A 24,885-nucleotide genomic window follows, 5' to 3' on the forward strand; every position below is an offset into this window, starting at 1 on the left:
TTTACCAAGGAGTTTTCCGTTTCGACTGCGCCGGAAGTGGGGCGAATTATAGACAGATAAAAACTCGCGTCAACCACTAATTTCATAATTCTGTCATATAAGTCAGAAACGCCCCAAAAACGCGAAGGCCGCGCCCAAGGGCGCGGCCTACTGCACAACTTCGCCTTACAAGCTCGGGAAGGCGAATTGCGAAGCCTCATGGCTTGCACGCTGTGGCCAGCGCTGGGTGATTGCCTTGCGCCGAGTGTAGAAACGCACGCCGTCCGGACCGTAGGCATGCAGGTCACCGAACAGCGAACGCTTCCAGCCGCCGAAGCTGTGATACGCCACCGGCACCGGCAACGGCACGTTGACCCCTACCATGCCCACCTCGATCTCGTCACAGAACAGCCGCGCCGCTTCACCGTCACGGGTGAAGATGCAGGTACCGTTGCCGTATTCGTGATCGTTGATCAGTTGCATCGCCTCTTCCAGGCTGTTGACCCGGACAACACACAGTACAGGACCAAAGATCTCTTCTTTATAGATACGCATCTCAGGAGTGACGTTGTCGAACAGGCAGCCACCCAGGAAGAAGCCCTCCTCATGACCGGCCACGCTCAGGCCACGACCGTCCACCACCAATTTGGCACCCGCCGCCACACCGTCATCGACGTAGCCGCTGACCTTGTCCCGCGCCTGGCCGGTGACCAACGGCCCCATGTCCAGACCACAGGAAGTGCCCGCGCCAATTTTCAGCGCCTTGATTTGTGGCGTCAGCTTGGCCACCAGCGCATCCGCCACCTGGTCACCCACGCACACCGCCACCGAAATGGCCATGCAACGCTCACCGCACGAACCGTAGGCTGCACCCATCAGTGCACTGACGGCGTTATCCAGGTCGGCATCCGGCATCAGTACGGCATGGTTCTTCGCCCCGCCCAACGCTTGGACGCGCTTGCCGCGTTTGGTGCCTTCGGCGTAGATGTATTCGGCAATCGGCGTCGATCCGACAAAGCTCAGGGCTTTGACTTCCGGCGCCTCGATCAGTGCATCCACCGCCGACTTATCGCCGTGCACCACGCTCATCACGCCTTTCGGCAGACCGGCTTCCAGCAGCAGTTGGGCAATCAGCAACGTGGAGCTCGGGTCACGCTCCGACGGTTTGAGGATGAAGCAGTTACCGCAGACGATGGCCAGCGGGTACATCCACAGTGGCACCATCGCCGGGAAGTTGAATGGGGTGATGCCCGCTACCACGCCCAGCGGCTGGAAGTCCGACCAGGCATCGATGTTCGGGCCGACGTTACGGCTGTATTCACCCTTGAGGATTTCCGGAGCGGCACAGGCGAATTCGACGTTCTCGATACCGCGCTTGAGCTCACCGGCCGCGTCTTCCAGGGTCTTGCCGTGTTCTTCACTGATCAATTGCGAAATACGCGCTTCGTTCTGCTCCAGCAATTGCTTGAAGCGGAACATCACTTGGGCACGCTTGGCCGCAGGCGTGTTGCGCCAGGCCGGGAACGCCGCCTTGGCAGCATCGATGGCCTGCTGGATGGTTTCGCGGCTGGCCAACGGCACTTTATGGATCGGCTGACCGGTGGACGGGTTGAACACGTCGGCGGTGCGACCGTTATCGTTCACCAGTTCGCCATTGATCAAATGCGGGATAAGGCTCATGCAGGGCTCCTGAAAAGTTGTCCACAGGCGCCCGTTGAAGGACGCCTGCTTATATAAGAAGGTAAGTGCAATCAGTCGATTTTGTTAAGCGCTTCGCCGACAGCGTCGAACAGGCGATCGAGGTCCTGCGGCTTGCTGTTGAAAGTTGGCCCGAACTGCAGGGTGTCGCCGCCGAAGCGCACGTAGAACCCGGCTTTCCACAGGGACATGCCGGCTTCGAACGGACGCACGATGGCGTCACCGTCACGGGGTGCGATCTGGATCGCCCCGGCCAGGCCGAAGTTGCGGATGTCGATGATGTTTTTCGTGCCCTTCAGACCGTGAAGTGCATTCTCGAAATGCGGCGCGACTTCCGCCACGCTCTGCACCAGGTTTTCCTTTTGCAGCAGATCGAGTGCGGCCAAGCCAGCGGCACAGGCCACCGGGTGGGCGGAATAGGTGTAGCCGTGGGGGAACTCCACTGCGTACTCCGGCGTCGCCTGGTTCATGAAAGTCTGGTAGATCTCGGAGCTGGCAATCACCGCGCCCATCGGGATCGCACCGTTGGTGACTTGCTTGGCGATGCACATCAGGTCCGGGGTGACACCGAAGGTGGTGGCGCCAAACATGGTGCCGGTACGGCCGAAACCGGTGATCACTTCGTCGAACACCAACAGAATGTTGTGCTGATCGCAGATCTCGCGCAGGCGCTTGAGGTAACCCTGTGGCGGCACCAACACGCCAGCCGAACCGGCCATGGGTTCGACGAACACGGCGGCGATGTTCGAGGCGTCGTGCAGTTCGATCAGCTTCAGCAGTTCATCCGCCAGGGCAATACCACCCTGCTCCGGCATGCCGCGCGAATAGGCGTTGCTGGCCAGCAGGGTGTGCGGCAGGTGATCGACGTCCATCATCGCCTGGCCGAACAACTTGCGGTTGCCATTGACCCCACCGAGGCTGGTGCCGGCGATGTTCACTCCGTGATAACCACGAGCACGGCCGATCATCTTGGTCTTGGTCGACTGGCCTTTCAGGCGCCAGTAGGCACGCACCATTTTTACCGCAGTGTCAGCACACTCGGAGCCCGAGTCGGTGAAGAACACGTGGTTGAGATTGCCCGGGGTCAGGTCGGTGATCTTTTCCGCCAGTTGGAACGACAGTGGATGGCCGTACTGGAAGCCTGGCGAGTAGTCCAGGGTGCCCAACTGCTTGGCCACCGCCTCCTGGATTTCCTTGCGGGTGTGCCCGGCGCCGCAGGTCCACAGACCGGACAGCGAGTCGTAGACCTTGCGGCCCTTGTCGTCGATCAGCCAGCTGCCTTCAGCGCCGACGATCAAGCGTGGATCACGCTGGAAATTGCGGTTGGCGGTGTAAGGCATCCAGTGAGCATCCAGCTTGAGCTGGCTGGCCAGGGACGACGGGGCGTTTTCAGGCAAGTTCATGAGCGAAACCTCGCAAGGCAATAAACGGCGTAGGGATTGAAAACCTTAGTTGCAGCTAAATTGCCACGGCGATAAAGTCGGTGAAATCCAACATTTATAACCTTTAGTCAGATCACCACTAAACTATCGAGCACGCCCCCATGAGCAGCCGTCGACCTGACCCTCTGGCGCAAGTCAGCGATTTTGATATCCGCCTGTTGCGGATCTTCCGCAGTGTCGTCGAATCCGGCGGTTTCTCTGCCGCCGAGAGCGTGCTGGGGATCGGCCGTTCGGCCATCAGCCAGCAGATGAGCGACCTCGAACAACGCCTGGGCCTGCGCCTGTGCCAGCGCGGGCGCGCCGGTTTTTCCCTGACTGAAGAAGGCCGCGAGGTCTACCAGTCGGCGTTGCAGTTGCTCAGCGCACTGGAAAGTTTTCGCACCGAGGTCAACGGTCTGCACCAGCACCTGCGTGGCGAGCTGACGATCGGCCTGACCGACAACCTCGTCACCCTGCCCCACATGCGCATCACCCATGCCCTGGCACAATTGAAGGAGCGTGGGCCGGACGTGCAGATCCAGATCCGCATGATTGCTCCCAATGAAGTCGAACAGGGTGTACTCGATGGTCGCCTGCACGTCGGCGTCGTGCCGCAGGCCAGTGCCTTGTCGGGCCTGGAATATCAGCCGCTCTACAGTGAGCGCTCACTGCTCTATTGCGCGGTCGGGCACCCGCTGTTCTACGCCGACGACAAACAGTTGGACGATGCGCGCCTCAACACTCAGGACGCCATTGCCCCGACCTTTCGCTTGCCGGCGGAGATCCAGGCCCATTACCAGGCGCTCAATTGCACCGCCAGCGCTTCGGACCGCGAAGGCATGGCGTTCCTGATCCTGACCGGGCGCTACATCGGCTATCTGCCCGACCACTACGCCAGCCTGTGGGTGCAGCAGGGCCGCTTGCGGGCGCTCAAGCCTGATGCACGCTTCTATGACTTGAGCCTGGCATCGGTCACACGCAAGGGCCGGCGCCCGAACCTGGTACTGGAAAGCTTCCTCGAAAGCCTGGCGGCAACTCGGTGAAGTACCCGGTTTTTTTGTCGCACCAAGGCTTGTCGGATGCCTGCTGGTGCGTTATCAACGCACTGATGCCCTACTGACCTGCCCGGAATCGTCCATGACCCTTGAAGTCCCAGCGCACAGCGGCAAACCTGCCGGTCGTATTCGTCAAAAGAACGAACAGGCAATTCTCAAGGCCGCGGAAGTCGAATTCGCCCGGCATGGGTTCAAAGGCACCAGCATGAACACCATTGCGCAGAACGCCGGACTGCCCAAAGCCAACCTGCATTACTACTTCACCAACAAGCTGGGCCTGTACATCGGCGTGTTGAGCAACATCATTCAGTTGTGGGACAGCACCTTCAACACCCTCACCGCCGACGATGACCCGGCCGAGGCCTTGACCCGTTACATTCGCGCCAAGATGGAGTTCTCGCGTCGTCATCCGCAGGCGTCGCGGGTATTCGCCATGGAAGTCATCAGTGGCGGCGAATGCCTGAGCGAGTATTTCAACCGTGACTACCGGACCTGGTTCCAGGGCCGCGCGAGTGTGTTTCAGGCGTGGATCGACGCCGGTAAAATGGACCCGGTTGATCCGGTCAACCTGATTTTTCTGCTATGGGGCAGTACCCAGCACTACGCCGACTTCTCCACCCAGATCTGCCGCGTCACCGGGCGCAGCAAATTGACCAAACAGGACATCGACGATGCGGGTAATAACCTGATCCGCATCATTCTCAAAGGCTGCGGCCTCACTCCCGCTATTTAAGACCGTTACCATGCCCTTTACCCTTGCCGGTTTTTGCGAATACCAGGAAGAGATTCGCAAGAGCCGCTTCATCACCCTCGCGGCGCCTATCACCAGCCCCGCCGAAGCCCAAGCCTTCATCGAACAGCACAGCGATCTCGACGCGACGCATAATTGCTGGGCCTGGAAACTCGCCGACCAGTATCGCAGCAACGATGATGGCGAACCCGGCGGCACTGCCGGCAGGCCGATACTGGCCGCCATCGAAGCCCAGGACTGCGACCAGGTGGTGGTGCTGGTGATTCGCTGGTACGGCGGCATCCAACTGGGCACCGGCGGTTTGGCGAGGGCCTACGGAGGAGGTGCCAACAAGTGCCTGCAGGGCGCAGCCAAGATCGAGTTGATCAGCCGTGAGCCGCTGAGTTGCCACTGCGGATTCAGCGAGTTGGCCCTGGTCAGACTGCGCGTCGCCGAGGCCGGCGGTTTGGTGGTGGATGAACAGTTCACGGCCAATGGCGTAGAACTCCAGTTGGCCGTGGGTGAAGCGCAGATCGAACTGTTGCAAAGCCAGTTGGCCGACTTGAGTCGTGGGCGCATTCTGTTGCAGCGCTGATTCACTGACAGTTGCCCACATCCGCTGTGCACCCGACTGTGGATAACCTGAGCACACAGAGCTGTAACCCTTCTATCACGTGGCTTTGAGGGCACTGCTCAGTTTTTGTCCAATTGCTCCGCACGCGACTCGATTCGACCGTAAAACAAACAGTTAGCGCGCGTTAGCAGCTTTGGATCAAAGCCATATCTGGCTTATGCCCAAGCTTTAGGCTTGCACACAAATACTGTGGAGCAAGCTGTGGATAAGCCGTTCATGGGTCGCGCAGTGGCATAGCCAGCATGGGGTGCAGGACGATGATCATTTTTTAACCAGGCGCCTTTGCGCACCAACCGCTGGTAATGCTGTGTGGTCCACATTGTCGAATAGTGACTTTGCGCAAGGAGCGTCAATGGCAAAGCCTGGAGTATGCTCAAGGGTCAAGCCCACAGGTAGCGCCGTCAGTCGCGACGCCTTGCCCCCCGACTTTTTACAAGGAAGCCACTCATGACAACCGCAAAAACCGCACTGATCATCGGCGCCTCCCGAGGCCTGGGCCTTGGCCTGGTAAAAACCCTGCTGGCCGACGGCTGGCAAGTCACCGCCACCGTGCGCAACCCGCAAAAAGGCGAAGCCTTGCAGGCGCTGGGCGACGTGCGGATTGAGCAACTGGACATGGACGACCAGCAGGCGCAGATCGCCTTGAGCCAGCAGCTCCAGGGCCAGGTGTTCGACCTGCTGTTCGTCAACGCCGGGGTCAAGGGCCCGGAAGTGCAGACACCCAACGGCGGTGCGACGTTGGCCGAAGTCGGTCAGTTGTTTTTTACCAATGCCGTGGCGCCGATCAACCTCGCCCAGCGCTTCGTCGGGCAGATTCGCCCGGGGAGCGGTGTGCTGGCGTTCATGAGTTCGGTGCTGGGTAGCGTGACCATGCCCGACGCCCCGGAGCTGGCGCTGTACAAGGCGAGCAAGGCGGCGCTCAATTCCATGACCAACAGCTTCGTCAGCCAGTTGGGCGAGTCGCGGCCGACGGTGTTGTCGCTGCATCCGGGCTGGGTGAAAACCGACATGGGCGGCGAAGGTGCCGACCTTGATGTGCAGACCAGTACCCGCGGACTGATTGACCAAGTGAATGCCTATGCCGGCAAGGGCGGCCATCATTTCATCAACTACAAGGGCGAAACCATTCCCTGGTAATTTCGTCCTGTCGGGCCGGGCTTGCCTGCCAAGCCCTTTTGCCCGACACTGCGCACCTCGTCCCCGCGACGAACCTGGATCAGCAGACAGGGCAACACTGAGCTGGCGAACCTGAACCCAACTTTCAGAGGAGCCGGCAAATGCCTGCGACCCGTATCTGGTTAAAAAACCCCCTTGCGATTTTCACTGCCAACACACTCGATGCCCGTGGCGGCCTGGTCGTGCAGGACGGCGTGATCGTCGAAGTACTCAAGCAAGGCCAACAACCCGCGACCCCCTGTGGACAAGTCTTCGATGCCCGCGAGCACGTGATCCTGCCGGGGCTGATCAACACCCACCACCACTTCTATCAGACCCTGACCCGCGCCTGGGCGCCGGTGGTCAACCAGCCTTTGTTTCCGTGGCTCAAGACCCTGTACCCGGTCTGGGCGCGCCTGACTCCGGAAAAACTCGCGCTGGCAACCAAAGTGGCACTGGCCGAATTGCTGCTGTCGGGCTGCACCACGGCGGCTGACCATCACTACCTGTTCCCCGATGGCCTGGAAAACGCCATCGACGTGCAAGTCGCAAGCGTCCGCGAACTGGGCATGCGCGCCATGCTCACCCGCGGTTCGATGAGCCTCGGCGAAAAAGACGGCGGCCTGCCGCCACAACAAACCGTGCAGGAAGGTGGAGTGATCCTCGCCGACAGCCAGCGCCTGATCGCCGAGTACCATGAGCGCGGTGACGGCGCACAGATCCAGATCGCCCTGGCGCCCTGCTCGCCGTTTTCGGTCACCCCGGAAATCATGTCCGCCAGCGCCGAACTGGCCAACACGCTGGACGTGCGCCTGCACACCCATCTGGCCGAGACCCTCGACGAAGAAGACTTCTGCCTGCAGCGCTTCGGCCTGCGCACGGTCGATTATCTGGACAGCGTCGGCTGGCTCGGCCCACGCACCTGGCTGGCCCACGGCATTCACTTCAACCCGGATGAGATCGCCCGCCTCGGTGCCGCCGGTACCGGCATCTGCCATTGCCCAAGCTCGAACATGCGTCTGGCCTCGGGTATCTGCCCGAGCCTGGACCTGATTGCGGCCGGTGCGCCAGTCGGTCTGGGCGTCGACGGCTCGGCCTCCAACGATGCCTCGAACATGATTCTCGAAGCCCGCCAGGCCTTGTACATCCAGCGCTTGCGCTACGGCGCAGAGAAAATCACCCCGGAAGGCGTGCTGGGTTGGGCCACTCAGGGATCGGCGAAACTGCTGGGGCGCACGGACATTGGTGAACTGGCCGTCGGCAAACAGGCCGACCTGGCCCTGTTCAAACTCGATGAGCTACGTTTCTCCGGCAGTCACGACCCCATCTCCGCACTGCTGCTGTGCGGTGCCGATCGTGCTGACCGGGTGATGATCGGCGGCAAGTGGCGGGTCATTGATGGTCAGGTCGAAGGACTGGACCTAAAGGGCCTGATCGCGGATCACAGCCAAGCCGCGCGCCAGTTGATCAACGACCTCTGACCCGCCCGCTGAACCGGCCGACGCATGTCTGCCGGTGCAGCACTCAAAGCCCCAGCAGCGACAGCATGATAAAGGTCGCGAACAGCACAAAGTGGGTCATCCCTTCGATGGCGTTGGTTTCGCCATCGTTGAGATTAATCGCACTGACAATCAAGGTGATGAACACCATGACCGTTTGCACCGGGGTCATGGCCATCTGGAAGGGCTGACCGGTGTACAGCGCCATGGCTTCCATTACTGGCACCGTAAGAATCACCGTCGACAGCGACGCCCCCAAAGCGATGTTGACCACCGACTGCATGCGATTGGCCAGCGCCGCGCGCAACGCCGTAAGGATTTCCGGCGCCGCCGAGATCGCTGCCACCACAATCGCCGTCAGCACCGGCGGCGCACCGCTTCCCTCCAGACCGAGATCAAGGGTCTTGGACATGACTTCCGCCAGCGCACCAATCACCACCACGCCAAACACCAGGGTCGCGATGGACAGCCCGAGGCTGATCGTCGGTTCCTCCTGCACCGCTTCCTTGCGCCGGCGTTTTTGCGGGTAGCTGTAACTGAAAAAGTAGCTGTGCGGGCCGACCTGCATACGCAGGAACAGGGTGTACAGCACCACCATCGCACCGATGGTGAAGGCCGAATAAATCTTCCAGTCCGCTGCGGGAATGAACTCCGGTACCACCATAGAAACACCCATGGCGGTCATGATCATCACGCTGTACGTACGCGCCGAGTCGTCGTTGTAGGACTGTTCGCCATGCTTGATCCCGCCCATCAACGCCGCGAGCCCGAGGATGCCGTTGATGTCGAGCATCACCGCCGAGTAAATGGTGTCGCGCACCAGCGTCGGCGAGGCCTCGTTGCTCATCATGATCGCCAGGATCACCACCTCCACCAGCACCGCGGCCAGCGTCAGGATCATCGTGCCGTAGGGATCACCGACCTTTTCCGCCAACAACTCCGCATGGTGGGCGACGCGCATCGACGCAATGACGATAAAGCCGATCAGCGCGACCCCGCCGAGCAGCGCAATCAACTGCCCACTGTTCAGCATCCAGTGTTCCAGCAGGTACGCGGCACAGGCTGCCAGCACGGCCAGCAGGAGGAATTTTTCTTGCTTGAAGAGTGTGAGCATGACGCAGCCTTTTCCTGGAACCGGCAAATCCTGGGCGATGAACGACTGACTGCAACGCCCCGCACATGTTCCGTTGAACCTTAGTCCAGAGTGGCTTGGTCAGGTTTTGCCAATTGTTGCCACTAGCCCCTGTAGAATGCTGCGCATAAGTATCTGATGAGAACCGAACATGTACGATTGGCTGAACGCCCTGCCTAAGGCAGAACTGCACCTGCACCTGGAGGGTTCGCTGGAACCCGAACTGCTGTTTGCCCTGGCCGAACGCAACAAGATCGCCCTGCCATGGGACGACGTGGAAACCCTGCGCAAGGCGTACGCCTTCAACAACCTGCAAGAATTCCTCGACCTGTATTACCAGGGCGCCGATGTATTGCGCACGTCTCAGGATTTCTACGACCTGACCTGGGCCTACCTGCTGCGCTGCAAGGCGCAGAACGTGATCCACACCGAACCCTTCTTCGACCCGCAGACCCACACCGATCGTGGCGTGCCTTTCGAAGTGGTGTTGAACGGGATCGCCAGCGCGTTGAAGGATGGCGAGCAACAGTTGGGCATCACCAGTGGCCTGATCCTCAGCTTCCTGCGTCACCTGAGCGAGGAAGAAGCCGAGAAAACCCTGAGCCAGGCGCTACCGTTTCGCGATGCATTCGTTGCCGTCGGCCTCGACAGCTCGGAAATGGGCCATCCACCCAGCAAGTTCCAGCGCGTGTTCGACCGTGCTCGCCATGAAGGCTTCCTGACCGTTGCCCATGCGGGTGAAGAAGGTCCGCCGGAGTACATCTGGGAAGCCATCGATCTGCTGAAGATCCAGCGTATCGACCATGGCGTGCGCGCCATCGAAGACGAGCGCCTGATGCAGCGGATCATCGACGAGCAGATCCCGCTGACTGTGTGCCCGCTGTCCAACACCAAGCTGTGCGTGTTCGACCACATGTCGCAGCACAACATCCTCGACATGCTTGAGCGCGGCGTGAAGGTCACGGTGAACTCCGATGATCCAGCCTACTTCGGTGGCTACGTGACGGAAAACTTCCACGCCTTGCACACTCACCTGGGCATGACCCAGGACCAGGCCAAACGTCTGGCGCAAAACAGCCTGGATGCCCGCCTGGTAAAACCCTGAGCGCAGGCGGGAGGGAGTCTGCTCGCTCCCGCCGGTTCGCTATGACTAGAGCGCAAGCTCCATCTCGGTCTCAGTGGCGAATCGCCCCAGCTCACGGGCGCCGGCAGCCGTCACCTGCAAGGCGCGGGAGTCAGCAGGCAAGCTCAACCAGCCGGACTGAATGAACAGTTGCAGCAACGCCGCACCCAGCGTGCCACCCAGGTGCGGCCGACGCTCACTCCAGTCAGGGCAGGCGCAGGCGACCTGGGAATCGCGATGGGCCAGGGCCTGAATGAAGATGCCGTGGGACGCCAGTCGGGTGGCCCCTTTGTGGGTGACCTTGACGCATTTGTCCGACTGTTCGAGCCAGCGGACATCCACCAGCCGTTGAAACAGATCGGCCGCCAGCGCTCCACCAAAATGCTCCTCACAGAGCCGGGCGCGCATCACCGAAGAAGGCACCGCCTGGGTTTTGCCCAACGGATTGCCGCGTTTGAACACTGGGGCAATATTGCCTGGCGAGCTGACCAGCGTGGCGCTGGCCAATGCCTCGACTGCCGCGCCGACCTCAGGCGCCGCCAGTCGATAGAACCGTTTGCGTCCACGCTCCTCGAGCTTCAGCAGTCCACCGCTGAACAAACGCCCCAGATGAGCGTTGGCCGATGAGGGCGATAAACCGGCCAGCAGCGCCAACTCTTCCGACTGTCGTGCAGTGCCGTCCATCAAGGCCCACATCATCGCGCTACGCTTCGGGTCAGCCAGCAGCGTCGCTATTTGGCTGATGCAAGGTGCATGTTCCATGTCTTCACTCCCTGTTGAATCATTTGTCTACTGCTCGGCGAACATCTTGACCAGTAATGAGGTGCCGGCCAAGGCGTGATATCCGCCAAAAACCGGGCTAAAAAACAAGCTAAAGCGACAAACTTCTTCGAAATCCTCGACCCAGGGCATTTGTAACTCACACGCGGACCCATGGATCGAGCAAGGCGGCACGCGTTCGCTGACAATGGTGCGAACCCAGGCGGGCGCTAGTATAAGCGTGATGGTCGACGGATCCTGTCTTTGGAAAAGCGCCAAAGGAGACAGCGGTAGACAGAAATTTCGCTATGTTCTTGCGATTAACCGCCAGTGACATTTTTTGTCGAAAATTGACCGGTCAAATACGCGCATTGACGCTTGAGCATTTCCTTCAACAGGTTCACTGGCTTACTCAATTGAGCGCGATGGGCGCACAACAAATTCAGCGGTGCGCGCTCACACTGCAACTCCGGCATCAGCACTTTCAAGCGACCGGCCAGGACATCCGCCGAGACATCCAGCCACGACTTGTAGGCAATTCCGGCCCCAGCCACCGCCCACAGGCGCACCACATCGGCATCATCACTGAAGCGGTCGCCGCTGACGGTCAGGCTCACTTCACGTTTGCCGTCGTGAAAACTCCAATGGTCATGCACCCGGCTGCCGAGCATGTACAGCAGGCAGTTGTGCTGCGCCAATTGCTCCAGCTGACGCGGTTCGCCACGTCGCGCCAGGTACTGCGGCGAGGCACAAAGCACCCGCCGATTGTCCGGCGCGATGGGCATCGCCACCAGGCTGGAATCTTCCGGTTCGCCGTAACGCAGGGCGAGGTCCACGGGCTGACGGAACAGGTCGGCGATCCGGTCACCCAGCAACAGGCGCACCGTGAGGCCGGGATGCTCGCGCTGGAAGTCGTTGAGCCACGGCAGCAACAGATTGCGACCGAAGTCCGATGGCGCCGAGAGTTGCAATACGCCGCTAACCTGGTCTTGCCCGCGCGCCAGCAAACGCCGACCTTCATCCAACTGCCCCAGCGCTGCGCGGGCATACTCCACAAACCCCTCGCCTTCCGCCGTCAGGCGCAGGCTGCGGGTAGACCGCGCCAGCAGACGAGCGCCCAGTTGCTGTTCGATACGCTTGAGCGCCGCGCTGGCCACGGCGGCTGACATGTCCATACCCCGCGCAGCCGCTGACAGGCTGCCGAGGTCAGCCGCCCGTACAAACAGCTGCAGATCATCAAAACGCAGCATCAGGCCACCTGCAATTATCAAAAAATTATTGAAAGAGACTGTGGTTTTAGCCGGTTTTATCTCGCAGATAAATAGCTAATCATGTGTCACCTCTCCTAAACAGCCGAGTCCGTGACGCCATGAAAGCCATCGCCTACTACACCAGTCTGCCGATCAACGACCCACAAGCGCTGCAAGACATCGAACTGCCGGAGCCCGTCGCTGGCCCACGGGACTTGCTGGTGGAGGTCAAAGCCATCTCGGTCAACCCGGTGGACACCAAAGTTCGCCAGAACGTCTCGCCGGAAGGCGGCGTGGCCAAGGTACTGGGATGGGACGTGGCCGGTGTGGTCAAGGCGGTAGGCAGTGAAGTCAGCCTGTTCAAGGCTGGCGACAAGGTGTACTACGCCGGCTCCATTGCCCGCGCCGGCGCTAACAGCGAATTGCACGTAGTCGACGAGCGAATTGTCGGCCACATGCCCAAGTCGCTGGGCTTTGCCGAAGCCGCCGCGCTACCGCTGACGGCTATTACCGCCTGGGAACTGCTGTTCGAGCGCCTGCAGATCAGCGAAGGCAATGCTGCCGAAGGCCAAAGCCTGTTGATCGTCGGTGCCGCTGGCGGGGTTGGCTCGATCCTGACCCAATTGGCCAGCCAACTCACCGCACTCAAGGTCATCGGCACCGCCTCCCGTGCGCAGACCCGCAGTTGGGTCGAAGCGCTGGGGGCCGACCTGGTCATCGATCACAGCCAGCCGCTGAGCGAAGAACTCAAGCGCGCCGGTCAGCCCAACGTCACCCACGTCGCCAGCCTGACCCAGACCGACCTGCACTTCGCGCAACTGGTGGAAGCCTTGGCACCGCAGGGCAAGCTGGCGCTGATCGACGATCCAAAGGCTTTGGACATCACTCAGCTCAAGCGCAAGAGTTTGTCGCTGCACTGGGAATTCATGTACACCCGCTCGCTGTTCGAAACCGCCGACATGCTGGAGCAACACAAACTGCTCAACCGCGTGGCTGAACTGATTGACGCCGGCACATTGAAAACCACGGTTGGCGAGCACTTTGGCACCATCAATGCGACCAACCTGCGGCGTGCTCATGAACTGCTTGAGAGCGGTTCCGCGAAAGGCAAGATTGTCCTCGAAGGCTTCTGACCCGCCTTGGAACAAAAGAGCGCAGCCTGCGCTCTTTTGCTTCTAAGCCACCAGTCCGACAGTTGATCATAGTCATATTTGTCGGCGAATTCCGGGTCTACAATCGCAGCTTCTGCAATGCACTCTTTTACGCACGGAGGTCAGCAATGAAGATCCTGATAAAAGAAATGGCAAAATCCCGGTGGCAAGTGCGCCTGGACGAACAGACAGTCAACTTCCGTTCCGAAGCCGAAGCCCGCGCATTCACCACCACCCTCGAAACCCGAATTCACGCCCCTCATTACCTGCCCGAGCTCCAGCCACAACGCGCCGTAAGCTGAATCAAGCCTCGGCTTGCGCCGCCCGGGCAATCTGCAGACGACGGGTGAGCATCGCCACGCTCACCACCAGAATCCCGCACAGGCTGATGACCATTGCCATCGGCACAGCGGTGCCATCATGCAACACGCCGACCAACGCCGCCGCACCGGCGGCGACACTGAATTGCAGGCAGCCGAGCAACGCCGAAGCGCTGCCTGCGCGCGCACCCTGACCATTCATGGCACAGGCCGAGGCATTCGGAAGGATGCAGCCCAGGCTGGAGATGCAGATAAACAGCGGAATCAGCAGCGGCCACAGATGCTCGGTGTGCAGCGCGCTGACAGCCAGCAACGCCAGACCCGCGACCAGGTAAAGCCACACGGTGCGCGTCAGCAGGAACGCCGGTCCGCGTCGGGAAAGCAGGCGAGCGTTGATCTGTGCCACAAGGATGAAACCAGCCGCATTGACCCCAAAGAGCCAACCGAAATGCTCGGCCGGCACGCCATATAGCTTGATGAAGACGAACGGCGAACCGGCGATGTACGAAAACATCCCGGCAATCGCGATTCCGCCGGTCAAGGCGTGCCCGAGGTACACCTTGTCCGACAGCAACCGCCCATACTGGCGCAACGCACCGGACAAGGGTTGTCGAGGCTGGTTGGCCGGCATGCTCTCCGGCAGCCCCATGGCCACCGCCAGCCCTGCCGCCGCACTGAACACCGTCAAGGCAATGAAGATCGACTGCCAGCCGTGCAGATTGACCAGCAAACCACCGAGCATCGGCGCGAGAATCGGTGCCAGGCCCATCACCAGCATCAGTTGCGAAAAGACCTTCGCCGAACCCACCGCGTCACATTTGTCGCTGACTACCGCCCGGGAAATCACCATCCCGGCACAGCCACCCAGAGCCTGCACGAACCGCGCGGCAATCAACCAATCCAGGCTCGGGGCGAAGGCACAGACCAGCGAGGCCAGGGTAAACAGCCCCACGCCAATGAGTAAGGGAATACGCCGTCCAAAACGATCCGCTACCGGACCGTAAGCCAGTTGCCCGATCGACAGGCCGAGAAAGTACGCGGCCAGCGTCAGCTGCACGTGCTGTTCGTCTGTGCCGAACGCCGCCGCCATCGCCGGAAAGGCCGGAAGGTAGAAATCGATGGCCAAAGGCCCGAAAGCGCTCAAGGCGCCCAGAATCAGGATGGTGCGAAAATTCATCAGGCGTCCAGCTCACATCAGTCAACAGCCCGACAGTCTAGCCGGGCCGGGACGCCTTGAACATTCCGATAGGTCGCTAACTATTATTTTTTACCCGGCGAGTTGGACCCCGTAGCCCTCTGCGCTGATCAGACTGATCACCTGCTCGGCAGTCAACCGACTTTCCACACCCACTTCCTTGGCGGCGAGATCAACGCGCACACTGGCCGCTGGGTCCTCGGCTTGCAGCACTTGGGTAATGGCCCGAACGCAGTGACCGCAGGACATTCCCTGAACGTTGAATACTTGCATGAGGCGTCTCCTTTAATGAGGTTGCGAGCAGTCTTGAGCTTGCCACTGTGGCAAGGTCAAGTTCTTTGCACAGCTGCCGGGCTGGCATAACGCGACACGCTCGTCCAAGCTTGGCCCTTCATGACATCGAAACAGGAGACTCAGCCATGCGCTGGCACGCTTTCAGCCTACTTGCCCTGCTCAGTCTATGTGTCGCAGCCCCGCCGGCCAGTGCGCAAGACTATGGCGTGTTAATCATTTCCCGCGAACGCCTGGAGGTCGCGACACCCTGCGAAATCGGCGTGTACATTCAGGATCAGCTGTCGGCTCGCCTGTTCCAGGAACAGAGCACCTCGTTCAACCTGCCCCCAGGCGGCTTTTCCCTGCGCCTGAAACTGTTGCCCGGTCAGGCACCCGGTTGCAATCCTGGAATGCTCGCGCCGGGTTCCCAGGACATCACCCTGCGCGCCGGCGATATCCAGAAATACCGCATTGCCATGAACGCCCAGGGCATGTACCTGAAACAGGCTGGCCTGGGTTACTGAGTCGCGGTGGAGGATGGCGCTTGACCTTGCCAGCGTGGCAAGGTTGATCCTGTAGGTCATTTCTACAGGGAGTAAGACCGATGTCCGATTCCACTACCTTCGATCTGCCGATTGCCGGCATGACTTGCGCCAGTTGCGCCGGACGTGTCGAGCGGGCGCTGCGCAAAGTCAGCGGCACCCGCGCCGTCAGCGTCAATCTGGCGACCGAGCAGGCGCGGGTCGAGGCGCCTCGCGACAGCTTGCCGGCACTGCTGGAAGCGGTGCAGCAAGCCGGTTACAGCGTTCCGGCCCAGAGCCTCGAACTGAGTATCGGCGGCATGACGTGCGCCTCCTGCGCGGGTCGGGTCGAGCGCGCCTTGAACAAGGTTGCCGGGGTCAAAAGTGTCAGTGTCAACCTCGCCAACGAACGGGCGCACCTGGAGTTGCTGGGTCAGGTTGATCCGCAAACTCTGATTAACGCCGTGACCAGGGCCGGATACAGCGCCAGCGTCTGGCAAGCCGAACACGTCGCCAGTAATGATCAGCAGCAACGTCTGCAACGCGAACGCTGGAGCGTCCTGCTCGCGGTCATCCTCGCGTTGCCGCTGGTGCTGCCGATGCTGGTGCAACCCTTCGGCCTGCACTGGATGCTCCCGGCGTGGGCGCAGTTCGCCCTGGCGACACCGGTGCAGTTCATCTTTGGTGCGCGTTTTTATGTCGCCGCGTGGAAGGCCGTACGCGCCGGCGCCGGCAACATGGACCTGCTGGTGGCACTCGGCACCAGCGCCGGTTATGGCCTGAGCATCTACCTGTGGGCCACCGCCAGCAGCGGCACCCTGCCCCACCTGTACTTCGAAGCCTCGGCGGTGGTCATCGCCCTGGTCCTGCTGGGCAAATACCTGGAAAGCCGCGCCAAACGCCAGACCGCCAGCGCCATTCGCGCCCTTGAGGCATTGCGCCCGGAACGGGCGATTCAGGTAATCGACGGTCACGAACAAGACGTCGCCATCAGCGCCCTGCGCGTCGGCGACCTGGTGCTGGTCAAGCCCGGCGAGCGTTTTCCGGTGGATGGCGAAGTCGTCGAGGGTCAAAGCCATGCCGACGAAGCACTGATCAGCGGCGAAAGCCTGCCGGTGCCGAAGCAGCCCGGCGACAGCGTGACGGGTGGCGCCATCAACGGTGAAGGACGGCTGCTGGTGCGCACTCAGGCGCTGGGTGCGGAAACCGTGCTGGCGCGGATCATCCGTCTGGTGGAAGACGCCCAGGCCGGCAAGGCGCCGATTCAAAAACTGGTGGACAAGGTCAGCCAGGTCTTCGTCCCGGTGGTGCTGTTGCTGGCCTTGGCGACCCTGGTTGGCTGGTGGCTGTACGGCGCGCCACTGGAAACCGCGGTGATCAACGCGGTGGCGGTGCTGGTGATCGCCTGCCCGTGTGCACTGGGACTGGCCACGCCCACTGCGATCATGGCCGGCACTGGTGTCGCGGCGCGCCACGGCATTCTGATCAAGGACGCCGAAGCCCTGGAACGCGCCCATGAAGTCAGCGTGGTGGTGTTCGACAAGACCGGCACCCTGACCTCCGGCACCCCGCGCATCGCCCACTTCACGGCCATTGATGGCAACGAGGCGCGCCTGCTGCAACAGGCTGGCGCCCTGCAGCGCGGCAGCGAGCACCCGCTGGCCAAGGCGGTGCTCGACGCCTGCAGCGAGCGTGGCCTGGCGGTGGCGGACGTGAGTGCCAGCCAGTCACTGACCGGTCGTGGCATTGCCGGCACGCTGGACGGCAAACAGTTGGCTCTGGGCAATCGCCGGCTGCTGGAGGAAAGCGGCTTGAACGCCGGTTCGCTGGCCACCTCGGCCAGCGCCTGGGAAGCCGAAGGGCGGACTCTGTCCTGGCTGATCGAACAAAGTCCGCAATCCCGGGTGCTCGGCTTATTCGCCTTTGGCGACACCCTCAAGCCCGGCGCCTTGCAAGCCATCAGCGAATTGAACGGACAACAGATCGGCAGCCATTTACTGACCGGCGACAACCGCGGCAGCGCCAGGGTCGTCGCCGAGGCGTTGGGCATTCGCAACGTCCATGCCGAGGTGCTGCCGGCCGAGAAAGCCGCGACCGTAAGCGAATTGAAAAAATCCGGGGTGGTGGCGATGGTCGGCGACGGCATCAACGATGCCCCGGCGCTGGCGGCGGCGGATATCGGTATCGCCATGGGGGGTGGCACCGACGTGGCGATGCACGCTGCCGGCATTACCTTGATGCGCGGCGACCCACGCCTGGTCCCGGCCGCCCTGGAGATCAGCCGCAAGACCTACGCGAAGATCCGCCAGAACCTGTTCTGGGCCTTCGTCTATAACCTGATTGGTATTCCGCTGGCGGCCTTCGGCCTGCTCAACCCGGTGATGGCGGGTGCGGCGATGGCGTTGTCCAGCGTCAGCGTGGTCAGCAATGCGTTGCTGCTCAAGACTTGGAAGCCGAAACAACTGGAGGAGCTCGAATGAATATCGGCCAAGCAGCCCGGCACAGCGGCCTCAGCGCCAAGATGATTCGCTATTACGAGTCGATCGGCCTGCTCAAGCCAGCCCATCGCACCGACAGCGGCTACCGCATCTACAGCGCTGAAGACCTGCACAATCTGGCCTTCATCAAGCGCTCGCGGGACCTGGGGTTTTCTCTGGAGGAGGTCGGCAAGCTGCTGACCCTGTGGCAGGACCGGCAACGGGCCAGCGCCGACGTCAAGGCCCTGGCGCGCCAGCATATCGATGAGCTGAATCAGAAGATTCGCGAACTGGGCCAGTTACGCGACACCCTGCAGGATCTGGTGGAGCACTGCCAGGGTGACCACCGCCCCGACTGCCCGATCCTCAAGGAACTGGCGTCGGGCTGTTGCACGCAACCCGTGGCGAGCTAGCCCGCCACGAGCAAGTGGATCATTGCATCCAGGGGGGTGGAGGCTCTTCGGCCTTGCTCGGTGGTGCGTCGTCGGCCTTGCGGATCGCCTGGCGACGTTCCTCGTCCAGGCGCGCCGCTTCGATCTCGCGAATGATGCCACCGACATCCGCCAGTTCTTCGGGATCGTCGAACTCGCCAGTCAGCACACTGCCCGGGTGCAAGGTGCCGGCTTCATACAACGCCCACATTTCCTTGGCGTAGCGCGTGCGCTTCAACTCCGGGGCAAAACGCCCGAAGTACAAAGCCATGTTGCCGACGTCGCGCTCGAGCATGCTGAATGCATGGTTGTTGCCCGCCGCATCCACTGCCTGCGGCAAGTCGATGATCACCGGGCCGTCGGGCGTCAACAGCACGTTGAACTCGGACAGGTCACCGTGCACCAGGCCGGTACACAGCATCAGCACAATCTGGGAAATCAGGAACGCGTGATACTCGCGGGCCTGATCGGCCTCCAGCACCACGTCATTGAGACGCGGCGCCGCATCGCCGTATTCATCGGCCACCAGCTCCATCAGCAGCACGCCTTCGAGGAAGTCGAACGGCTTGGGCACCCGTACCCCGGCACTGGCCAGACGGAACAGTGCCGCGACTTCAGCGTTCTGCCAGGCGTCCTCGGTCTCTTTGCGACCGAACTTGGAGCCCTTGGCCATGGCACGCGCCTGACGGCTGTTGCGCACCTTGCGGCCTTCCTGGTACTCGGCTGCCTGGCGGAAACTTCGTTTATTCGCCTCCTTGTAGACCTTCGCGCAACGTAGTTCGTTGCCGCAGCGCACCACATAAACAGCTGCTTCTTTACCACTCATGAGTGGGCGCAGCACCTCATCAACCAGACCGTCTTCGATCAGGGGTTCAATGCGTTTTGGAGTCTTCATCAGCTTTTATTGTGGGTCCTTTATTACCAAACACGCGAATGTCACTCGTTATACGGCAATCCTCTCGACACGGGGAGGGGTTGCCGACCTATGAACCCTGTGGATGCACTCACTGTGCCAAATTAATTCACGGCCAGTTGTCGGGTGACGCTGATCATAGCCGAGACTTCAACGCATGTTGCCGATGTGATGAGGAGGCATTTACGACAGAACCCGAGGTACTCCAGCCATTATTTTGTAGGTTTTTTCATACAACCCCTCAATTTCCGCAGCTGGCAGCCGAAGTCCTCAGGGACACATGGATTTGTCTGACAATCGGCCAATAAGAAAAATTCTGGAGCGCGGATGAACATCAAACAAAAACTGACCTGGGCGTTCGCGGTGATCGCCTGTTTGCCAGTGGTGCTGGTGGCGACCCTGGTGATCATGAACCTGCGCAGCGATGCCAAGGCCGGCTTTGTCGACTCCAGTGATCGAGAGATCCGCCAGGTCAGCAACGCCATGCAAATGTTCTTCGACGGCATCAGCCAGAACGTCAACTATCTGGCCTCGTTGCCACTGATCAAGAACACCGACGACAGCCTCAAGACGTACATGAGTGCCAACGCGGCGAGCATTCCTCAAGGCGAAATGGACAAGCAGGTATTCGCCCTGCTGGAGAACCTGGGCAACAGCCACCCGGCCTATGCGTACGCCATTGTCGGCACCAGCGCCGGCGGTTATGTCTCGTGGCCGGACGATGCCCAACTCACCAACTACGATCCGCGCCAGCGGCCCTGGTACAAGGCCGCCCAGGCCAACCCTGGCAAGCCTTTGCGCACCGAAGCCTATTACTGGACCGACAACAACACCACCTACGTCAGCACCGTGCGAACCATCGATAACAAGCTTGGGGCGCAGGGCGGCGTGGTCAGTATCGACGTGACGCTGACCCAACTGACCGAGCTGGTGAAGCAAATCAAGCTCGGCGAAACCGGCTACCTGATGCTGATGGAAAACAACGGCACCGTGCTGGTTGATCCGAAGCAACCGGAGCACAACTTCAAGCCACTGAACAGCCTGGGTGACGGCTACGCGCAGTTGGCCAAGGCCGGCAAGGGCTTGGTGGAAGTCGAGTTGAACGGCGAGCGCTACATGGCGAACGTCTGGCCGTCGGAGCAACTGGGCTGGACCTTCATTGGCCTGATCAAACAGGCCGATGTGATGAGCTCGGCGACCCAACTGACCTGGTTGATCGCAATCATCGCCGCTGTGCTGGCGGTCATATTTGCGCTGGTCGGCGCGAGCTTCGCCAGCCTCATCGTACGGCCGATCCGCAGCGTCGCCAGTGGCTTGGAAGGCATCGCCCAGGGCGAAGGTGACCTGACCCGCAACCTGCAAATCCGTGGCAGCGACGAAACCGCGCAACTGGCCAACTGGTTCAACCAGTTCCTCGCGGCGATTCGCAGCTTGATCCAGCACATCGGCGGTGCCGCGACCAAGATCCTCGCCAACTCCCACAACGCCACTCAAGTCTCCGGCGAGATGGCCGAAGCCGCCGGGCGCCAGCGCGAGGCGGTGGATATGGTGTCGACCGCGTTCCACGAAATGGTCGCCACTGCCAACGAAGTCGCCCGCTCCTGCAGCCAGGCCGCCGATTCGGCCGATAGCGGTCAGCGCCAGGCGCATGAGGGTCAATTGCAGATCGATGCGGCCGTGAGCAGCGTCGATCGCCTGAGCCAAGAGATCGAGCAATCGGCGCAGTCGATGCAGCAACTGGAGCGCGACAGCAACGATATCCAGTCGATCCTTGGCACCATTCGTTCGATTGCCGAACAGACCAACCTGCTGGCGCTCAACGCCGCCATTGAAGCAGCGCGGGCCGGCGAACAGGGCCGTGGGTTCGCCGTGGTTGCCGATGAAGTGCGAGCCCTGGCCAAGCGCACCGCCGATTCCACCGCAGAGATTGATGGCCTGTTGGGCAACCTGGCCAAGCGCACCAGCCAAGTGACCCAGCAAATGCACGCCAGCCTCGAGGTCTCGCAACAGTCGGTGAGCCGCATCGGCGAAGCGCGCAACAGCTTCGGGCAGATTCGCGAATCGGTGGACGTGATCCGCGACATGAACACCCAGATCGCCACCGCCGCCGAAGAGCAGCACCAAGTCGCCGAAGACATCAACCGGCACATCAGCCAGATCCATGGCGACGCGCAGTTGGTGGCCGAACTGGCCAACTCGGCCCGCCTGGATTCGCAGAGCCTGGCGGGGTTGTCGAATGAGTTGGATGGGTTGGTGCGTCGGTTCCGCACATAAACCGGATTCACCCTTGTGGGAGCCAGCCTGCTGGCGATAGCGGAGTGTCAGCCACTGCAGTAGTCGAATGTGCCGCCCCAATCGCTAGCAGGCTAGCTCCCACAGGTTCACCGGATATCGGGACCGCCGCCAACCCCCTGTGGGTATCACCGTTCGATAATCGCGGTCACTCCCTGCCCGCCGGCGGCGCAGATTGAGATCAGGCCGCGGCCCTGCCCTGCCGTCTCCAGCAACTTGGCGAGGTTGGCAACGATGCGTCCGCCGGTCGCGGCGAACGGGTGGCCGGCGGCCAGGGAGCTGCCCTTGACGTTGAGCCGGCTGCGATCGATCGAGCCCAACGGCGCATCCAGTCCCAGGCGGCTTTTGCAGTAATCGGCATCCTCCCAGGCCTTGAGCGTGCACAACACCTGCGCGGCGAAGGCTTCATGAATTTCGTAGTAGTCGAAATCCTGCAAACTCAGGCCATTGCGCGCCAACAAGCGTGGCACCGCGTAGACCGGCGCCATCAACAAACCTTCCGCACCGTTGACGAAATCCACCGCCGCCGCTTCGCCATCGCGCAGGTAGGCGAGGATCGGCAGCCCGCGCTCTTTCGCCCAAGCCTCACTGCCCAGCAATACCAGGGAAGCACCGTCGGTCAGTGGCGTCGAGTTGCCGGCGGTCAGTGTGCCCTTGGCGCTTTTTTCGAAGACCGGCTTCAATGCCGCGAGTTTTTCCAGGGTCAGGTCCGGGCGCAGATTGTTGTCACGGGTCAGGCCGAGAAAGGGTGTGAGCAGATCGTTATGCCAGCCCTCGGCGTAAGCGGCGGCCATTTTCTGATGACTTTCCAACGCCAGTTGGTCCTGTTCCGCACGTGGGATGTTCCAGGTCTGGGCCATCAGTTCGCAGTGTTGCCCCATGGACAAACCGGTGCGGGGTTCACCGTTGCGTGGCAACTCCGGCACCAGGTGCCGAGGCCGCAGTTGCAGGAACGTTTTCAGTTTGTCGGCGGTGGTTTTCGCCCGATTGGCTTGCAGGAGAATCTTGCGCAGACCCTCGTTGACCCCGATCGGCGCATCCGAGGTGGTGTCAACGCCGCCAGCAATGCCGCACTCAATTTGCCCCAGGGCGATCTTGTTGGCCACCAGCAAGGCCGCTTCCAGCCCGGTGCCGCAGGCCTGCTGGACGTCGTAGGCCGGAGTGGTCGGAGACAGGCGCGAACCGAGCACGCACTCACGGGTCAGGTTGAAGTCCCGGGAGTGCTTGAGCACCGCCCCCGCCGCCACCTCACCGATGCGCAGGCCGTGCAGGTTGTAACGCTCGATCAAGCCCTCCAGCGCCGCTGTCAGCATCGCCTGGTTACTGGCCGTGGCGTAAGGTCCGTTGGACCGGGCAAAAGGGATGCGATTACCGCCAATGATCGCGACGCGGCGCAACTGGGTCATGAAAAGCTCCTATTCTGTGACAGCCATGACCCACAAGCGTAGGCCTTATCTCGCGGATCGAACGACTGATGACAATCCGTGGTCCACACTTTGAACCCCGACTCTTGGAGCGCGTTCCATGTCTGACCGCTATATCGACTTCGCCAATTCGTCCCTCGGCCATCGCCTGGTCGCAGCCGTTGGCCTGCCCTCGCCGGTCCGTCTGGAGCGCTGGCAAGCCGGGCGCCTGCGGCCGGTGGATGGCGCGCTGCTGATCGGTGGCGGCGCCCTGACGCGCAACGTCGGCGCGTTCGCGCACAAGCTCACCGAGCAGATCTACAGCTACGGTCCCGAACCGCTGGTGGCCCAGGCGTGGATTCCCGGGCACGGCCCCAAGCTCAAGGCGGTACTGTTCGATGCCAGCGAACTGCTGCACACCGGGCAGCTCAAGCAGTTGCGCGAATTCTTCCAGCCGCTGCTGAAAAACCTCGACCACAGCGCCCATGTGGTGATTCTCGGCCGCGCCCCGCAAAGCCTCAGCGACCCATTCGCCGCCAGCGCCCAGCGCGCCCTCGAAGGTTTCAGCCGCTCGCTGGCCAAGGAGCTGCGCAGCGGCGGAACCCTGCAGCTGCTGTATGTCGGCGCCGGTGCCGAAGATCAACTGGAAGGCGCGTTGCGGTTCTTCCTCTCGCCGAAAAGCGCCTACATCTCGGGCCAGGTGCTGCACCTCGACGCCTGCGCAACCCAAGTCGAGGACTGGACCCGGCCACTGGCAGGGCGCAAGGCGCTGGTGACCGGTGCTGCTCGGGGCATCGGTGCGTCGATTGCCGAGACCCTGGCCCGCGACGGCGCCGACGTGGTGCTGCTTGACGTGCCTGCGGCGAAAAACGATCTCGAGGCCCTCGCTGCGCGCCTTGGCGGCAAGAGCATCACCCTGGATATCTGCGCCGAACACGCCGCCAGCCGCCTGATTGAACAGTTGCCCGAGGGCATCGACATCGTCGTGCACAACGCCGGGATCACCCGCGATAAAACCCTGGCCAACATGACCCCGGACTTCTGGGACGCGGTGCTGGCGGTCAATCTCAATGCACCGCAAGTGCTGACCCAGGCCCTGCTCGACAGCGGCACCCTGCACGACAACGGCCGGGTGATCCTGCTCGCGTCCATCAGCGGTATCGCCGGCAACCGGGGGCAAACCAACTACGCCGCGAGCAAGGCCGGGCTGATTGGCCTTTCCGAGGCCTGGGCGCCTTCGCTCGCAGCACGCGAGATCAGCATCAACGCCGTGGCACCGGGCTTCATCGAAACCCAGATGACCGCCCACATCCCCTTCGCCCTGCGTGAAGCCGGGCGGCGCATGAGTTCCCTGGGCCAGGGCGGCCTGCCCCAGGACGTCGCCGAAGCTGTGGCCTGGCTGGCGCAGCCCGGCAGTGGTGCAGTGAGCGGACAGACGCTGCGAGTCTGCGGCCAAAGCGTGCTGGGAGCCTGA

General features: G+C 61.6%; 22 protein-coding genes and 1 pseudogene. 14 read left to right on the forward strand and 9 right to left on the reverse strand.

Annotated elements, in window-relative coordinates:
• Positions 1–165 precede the first annotated feature (165 nt).
• Both NR126_RS25090 and NR126_RS25095 read right to left on the reverse strand, forming a co-directional pair.
• Positions 166–1,659 (reverse strand): CoA-acylating methylmalonate-semialdehyde dehydrogenase, encoded by a 1,494-nt coding sequence (locus NR126_RS25090; protein ID WP_027617674.1) that lies wholly within the window; start codon positions 1,657–1,659, stop codon positions 166–168.
• A 71-nt stretch (positions 1,660–1,730) separates the two neighbouring features.
• Positions 1,731–3,080, reverse strand: coding sequence for an aspartate aminotransferase family protein (locus tag NR126_RS25095; protein ID WP_256832192.1), 1,350 nt, complete (start codon positions 3,078–3,080; stop codon positions 1,731–1,733).
• 140 nt (positions 3,081–3,220) lie between these two features.
• Here NR126_RS25095 and NR126_RS25100 point away from each other — a divergent pair, with 140 nt between their 5' ends.
• The 5 genes from NR126_RS25100 (at position 3,221) to NR126_RS25120 (ending at position 8,153) form a co-directional block, all read left to right on the forward strand.
• Entirely contained in the window at positions 3,221–4,141 is a 921-nt protein-coding gene (locus NR126_RS25100) for a LysR family transcriptional regulator (protein ID WP_027617672.1), read from the forward strand.
• A 94-nt stretch (positions 4,142–4,235) separates the two neighbouring features.
• The gene (locus NR126_RS25105) at positions 4,236–4,886 is read left to right on the forward strand and encodes a TetR/AcrR family transcriptional regulator (protein WP_027617671.1); all 651 of its coding nucleotides are present in this window, start codon (positions 4,236–4,238) and stop codon (positions 4,884–4,886) included.
• Positions 4,887–4,896: 10 nt separating this feature from the next.
• Positions 4,897–5,478 (forward strand): YigZ family protein, encoded by a 582-nt coding sequence (locus NR126_RS25110; RefSeq protein ID WP_027617670.1) that lies wholly within the window; start codon positions 4,897–4,899, stop codon positions 5,476–5,478.
• 486 nt (positions 5,479–5,964) lie between these two features.
• The gene (locus tag NR126_RS25115) at positions 5,965–6,654 is read left to right on the forward strand and encodes an SDR family oxidoreductase (protein WP_027617669.1); all 690 of its coding nucleotides are present in this window, start codon (positions 5,965–5,967) and stop codon (positions 6,652–6,654) included.
• Positions 6,655–6,794: 140 nt separating this feature from the next.
• Positions 6,795–8,153, forward strand: coding sequence for an 8-oxoguanine deaminase (locus tag NR126_RS25120; protein WP_256832193.1), 1,359 nt, complete (start codon positions 6,795–6,797; stop codon positions 8,151–8,153).
• A 43-nt stretch (positions 8,154–8,196) separates the two neighbouring features.
• On the opposite strand, the gene NR126_RS25125 is transcribed toward NR126_RS25120, so the two are convergent.
• A complete protein-coding gene (locus NR126_RS25125; RefSeq protein WP_105753940.1) occupies positions 8,197–9,285 on the reverse strand; it encodes a calcium:proton antiporter in 1,089 nt (362 codons plus the stop codon).
• 169 nt (positions 9,286–9,454) lie between these two features.
• Here NR126_RS25125 and NR126_RS25130 point away from each other — a divergent pair, with 169 nt between their 5' ends.
• Positions 9,455–10,408 (forward strand): adenosine deaminase, encoded by a 954-nt coding sequence (locus tag NR126_RS25130; RefSeq protein WP_027617666.1) that lies wholly within the window; start codon positions 9,455–9,457, stop codon positions 10,406–10,408.
• Positions 10,409–10,453: 45 nt separating this feature from the next.
• Here the strand turns inward: NR126_RS25130 and NR126_RS25135 are convergent, their stop codons facing one another.
• Both NR126_RS25135 and NR126_RS25140 read right to left on the reverse strand, forming a co-directional pair.
• On the reverse strand, positions 10,454–11,188 hold the full coding sequence (locus NR126_RS25135; protein WP_105753942.1) for a helix-turn-helix transcriptional regulator: 735 nt from the start codon (positions 11,186–11,188) through the stop codon (positions 10,454–10,456).
• Between the two features lie 317 nt (positions 11,189–11,505).
• Positions 11,506–12,435: a LysR family transcriptional regulator gene (locus NR126_RS25140; RefSeq protein WP_027617664.1), complete on the reverse strand. Its 930-nt coding sequence runs from the start codon at positions 12,433–12,435 to the stop codon at positions 11,506–11,508.
• Between the two features lie 119 nt (positions 12,436–12,554).
• Here NR126_RS25140 and NR126_RS25145 point away from each other — a divergent pair, with 119 nt between their 5' ends.
• Together NR126_RS25145 and NR126_RS25150 are read left to right on the forward strand one after the other, a co-directional pair.
• Positions 12,555–13,568, forward strand: a complete 1,014-nt coding sequence (locus NR126_RS25145; protein ID WP_027617663.1) for a zinc-binding alcohol dehydrogenase family protein — start codon at positions 12,555–12,557, stop codon at positions 13,566–13,568.
• 146 nt (positions 13,569–13,714) lie between these two features.
• Positions 13,715–13,888, forward strand: a complete 174-nt coding sequence (locus tag NR126_RS25150) for a hypothetical protein (protein ID WP_177327216.1) — start codon at positions 13,715–13,717, stop codon at positions 13,886–13,888.
• Position 13,889: 1 nt separating this feature from the next.
• On the opposite strand, the gene NR126_RS25155 is transcribed toward NR126_RS25150, so the two are convergent.
• Together NR126_RS25155 and NR126_RS25160 are read right to left on the reverse strand one after the other, a co-directional pair.
• Positions 13,890–15,083, reverse strand: a complete 1,194-nt coding sequence (locus tag NR126_RS25155) for a multidrug effflux MFS transporter (protein ID WP_027617662.1) — start codon at positions 15,081–15,083, stop codon at positions 13,890–13,892.
• 90 nt (positions 15,084–15,173) lie between these two features.
• Positions 15,174–15,374 (reverse strand): heavy-metal-associated domain-containing protein, encoded by a 201-nt coding sequence (locus NR126_RS25160; RefSeq protein ID WP_027617661.1) that lies wholly within the window; start codon positions 15,372–15,374, stop codon positions 15,174–15,176.
• 146 nt (positions 15,375–15,520) lie between these two features.
• On the opposite strand from NR126_RS25160, the gene NR126_RS25165 reads away from it, so the two are divergent.
• From NR126_RS25165 to cueR, 3 genes are all read left to right on the forward strand, one after another.
• Positions 15,521–15,898, forward strand: a complete 378-nt coding sequence (locus NR126_RS25165) for a hypothetical protein (protein ID WP_027617660.1) — start codon at positions 15,521–15,523, stop codon at positions 15,896–15,898.
• Positions 15,899–15,978: 80 nt separating this feature from the next.
• Positions 15,979–18,375, forward strand: coding sequence for a heavy metal translocating P-type ATPase (locus NR126_RS25170; RefSeq protein ID WP_256832194.1), 2,397 nt, complete (start codon positions 15,979–15,981; stop codon positions 18,373–18,375).
• A complete protein-coding gene (gene cueR / locus NR126_RS25175) occupies positions 18,372–18,785 on the forward strand; it encodes a Cu(I)-responsive transcriptional regulator (protein ID WP_027617658.1) in 414 nt (137 codons plus the stop codon). Before NR126_RS25170 ends, cueR begins: the two co-directional genes overlap by 4 nt.
• Before the next feature lie 19 nt (positions 18,786–18,804).
• On the opposite strand, the gene NR126_RS25180 is transcribed toward cueR, so the two are convergent.
• Positions 18,805–19,698, reverse strand: coding sequence for a PA4780 family RIO1-like protein kinase (locus NR126_RS25180; protein ID WP_027617657.1), 894 nt, complete (start codon positions 19,696–19,698; stop codon positions 18,805–18,807).
• A 426-nt stretch (positions 19,699–20,124) separates the two neighbouring features.
• On the opposite strand from NR126_RS25180, the pseudogene NR126_RS29080 reads away from it, so the two are divergent.
• Positions 20,125–21,132 (forward strand): annotated as a pseudogene (locus tag NR126_RS29080) (cache domain-containing protein); the annotation flags it as partial.
• A 129-nt stretch (positions 21,133–21,261) separates the two neighbouring features.
• Complete coding sequence (locus NR126_RS29085) at positions 21,262–21,990, forward strand: methyl-accepting chemotaxis protein (protein WP_371920030.1); 729 nt, start codon at positions 21,262–21,264, stop codon at positions 21,988–21,990.
• 146 nt (positions 21,991–22,136) lie between these two features.
• On the opposite strand, the gene NR126_RS25190 is transcribed toward NR126_RS29085, so the two are convergent.
• Entirely contained in the window at positions 22,137–23,414 is a 1,278-nt protein-coding gene (locus NR126_RS25190) for an acetyl-CoA C-acetyltransferase (RefSeq protein WP_256832195.1), read from the reverse strand.
• A gap of 118 nt (positions 23,415–23,532) precedes the next feature.
• On the opposite strand from NR126_RS25190, the gene NR126_RS25195 reads away from it, so the two are divergent.
• A complete protein-coding gene (locus NR126_RS25195; protein WP_256832196.1) occupies positions 23,533–24,885 on the forward strand; it encodes a 3-oxoacyl-ACP reductase in 1,353 nt (450 codons plus the stop codon).

It is taken from the genome of Pseudomonas sp. Pse1 (genome assembly GCF_024519635.1).
In the GTDB taxonomy this organism is placed as follows: domain Bacteria; phylum Pseudomonadota; class Gammaproteobacteria; order Pseudomonadales; family Pseudomonadaceae; genus Aquipseudomonas.

Excerpts from the sequence above, each read along its gene's own strand:
- NR126_RS25090 (WP_027617674.1), bottom strand. The coding sequence starts at position 1,659 with ATGAGCCTTATCCCGCATTTGATCAATGGCGAACTGGTGAACGATAAC.
- NR126_RS25095 (WP_256832192.1), bottom strand. The coding sequence starts at position 3,080 with ATGAACTTGCCTGAAAACGCCCCGTCGTCCCTGGCCAGCCAGCTCAAG.
- NR126_RS25100 (WP_027617672.1), top strand. The coding sequence starts at position 3,221 with ATGAGCAGCCGTCGACCTGACCCTCTGGCGCAAGTCAGCGATTTTGAT.
- NR126_RS25105 (WP_027617671.1), top strand. The coding sequence starts at position 4,236 with ATGACCCTTGAAGTCCCAGCGCACAGCGGCAAACCTGCCGGTCGTATT.
- NR126_RS25110 (WP_027617670.1), top strand. The coding sequence starts at position 4,897 with ATGCCCTTTACCCTTGCCGGTTTTTGCGAATACCAGGAAGAGATTCGC.
- NR126_RS25115 (WP_027617669.1), top strand. The coding sequence starts at position 5,965 with ATGACAACCGCAAAAACCGCACTGATCATCGGCGCCTCCCGAGGCCTG.
- NR126_RS25120 (WP_256832193.1), top strand. The coding sequence starts at position 6,795 with ATGCCTGCGACCCGTATCTGGTTAAAAAACCCCCTTGCGATTTTCACT.
- NR126_RS25125 (WP_105753940.1), bottom strand. The coding sequence starts at position 9,285 with ATGCTCACACTCTTCAAGCAAGAAAAATTCCTCCTGCTGGCCGTGCTG.
- NR126_RS25130 (WP_027617666.1), top strand. The coding sequence starts at position 9,455 with ATGTACGATTGGCTGAACGCCCTGCCTAAGGCAGAACTGCACCTGCAC.
- NR126_RS25135 (WP_105753942.1), bottom strand. The coding sequence starts at position 11,188 with ATGGAACATGCACCTTGCATCAGCCAAATAGCGACGCTGCTGGCTGAC.
- NR126_RS25140 (WP_027617664.1), bottom strand. The coding sequence starts at position 12,435 with ATGCTGCGTTTTGATGATCTGCAGCTGTTTGTACGGGCGGCTGACCTC.
- NR126_RS25145 (WP_027617663.1), top strand. The coding sequence starts at position 12,555 with ATGAAAGCCATCGCCTACTACACCAGTCTGCCGATCAACGACCCACAA.
- NR126_RS25150 (WP_177327216.1), top strand. The coding sequence starts at position 13,715 with ATGAAGATCCTGATAAAAGAAATGGCAAAATCCCGGTGGCAAGTGCGC.
- NR126_RS25155 (WP_027617662.1), bottom strand. The coding sequence starts at position 15,083 with ATGAATTTTCGCACCATCCTGATTCTGGGCGCCTTGAGCGCTTTCGGG.
- NR126_RS25160 (WP_027617661.1), bottom strand. The coding sequence starts at position 15,374 with ATGCAAGTATTCAACGTTCAGGGAATGTCCTGCGGTCACTGCGTTCGG.
- NR126_RS25165 (WP_027617660.1), top strand. The coding sequence starts at position 15,521 with ATGCGCTGGCACGCTTTCAGCCTACTTGCCCTGCTCAGTCTATGTGTC.
- NR126_RS25170 (WP_256832194.1), top strand. The coding sequence starts at position 15,979 with ATGTCCGATTCCACTACCTTCGATCTGCCGATTGCCGGCATGACTTGC.
- cueR (WP_027617658.1), top strand. The coding sequence starts at position 18,372 with ATGAATATCGGCCAAGCAGCCCGGCACAGCGGCCTCAGCGCCAAGATG.
- NR126_RS25180 (WP_027617657.1), bottom strand. The coding sequence starts at position 19,698 with ATGAAGACTCCAAAACGCATTGAACCCCTGATCGAAGACGGTCTGGTT.
- NR126_RS29085 (WP_371920030.1), top strand. The coding sequence starts at position 21,262 with ATGGTGTCGACCGCGTTCCACGAAATGGTCGCCACTGCCAACGAAGTC.
- NR126_RS25190 (WP_256832195.1), bottom strand. The coding sequence starts at position 23,414 with ATGACCCAGTTGCGCCGCGTCGCGATCATTGGCGGTAATCGCATCCCT.
- NR126_RS25195 (WP_256832196.1), top strand. The coding sequence starts at position 23,533 with ATGTCTGACCGCTATATCGACTTCGCCAATTCGTCCCTCGGCCATCGC.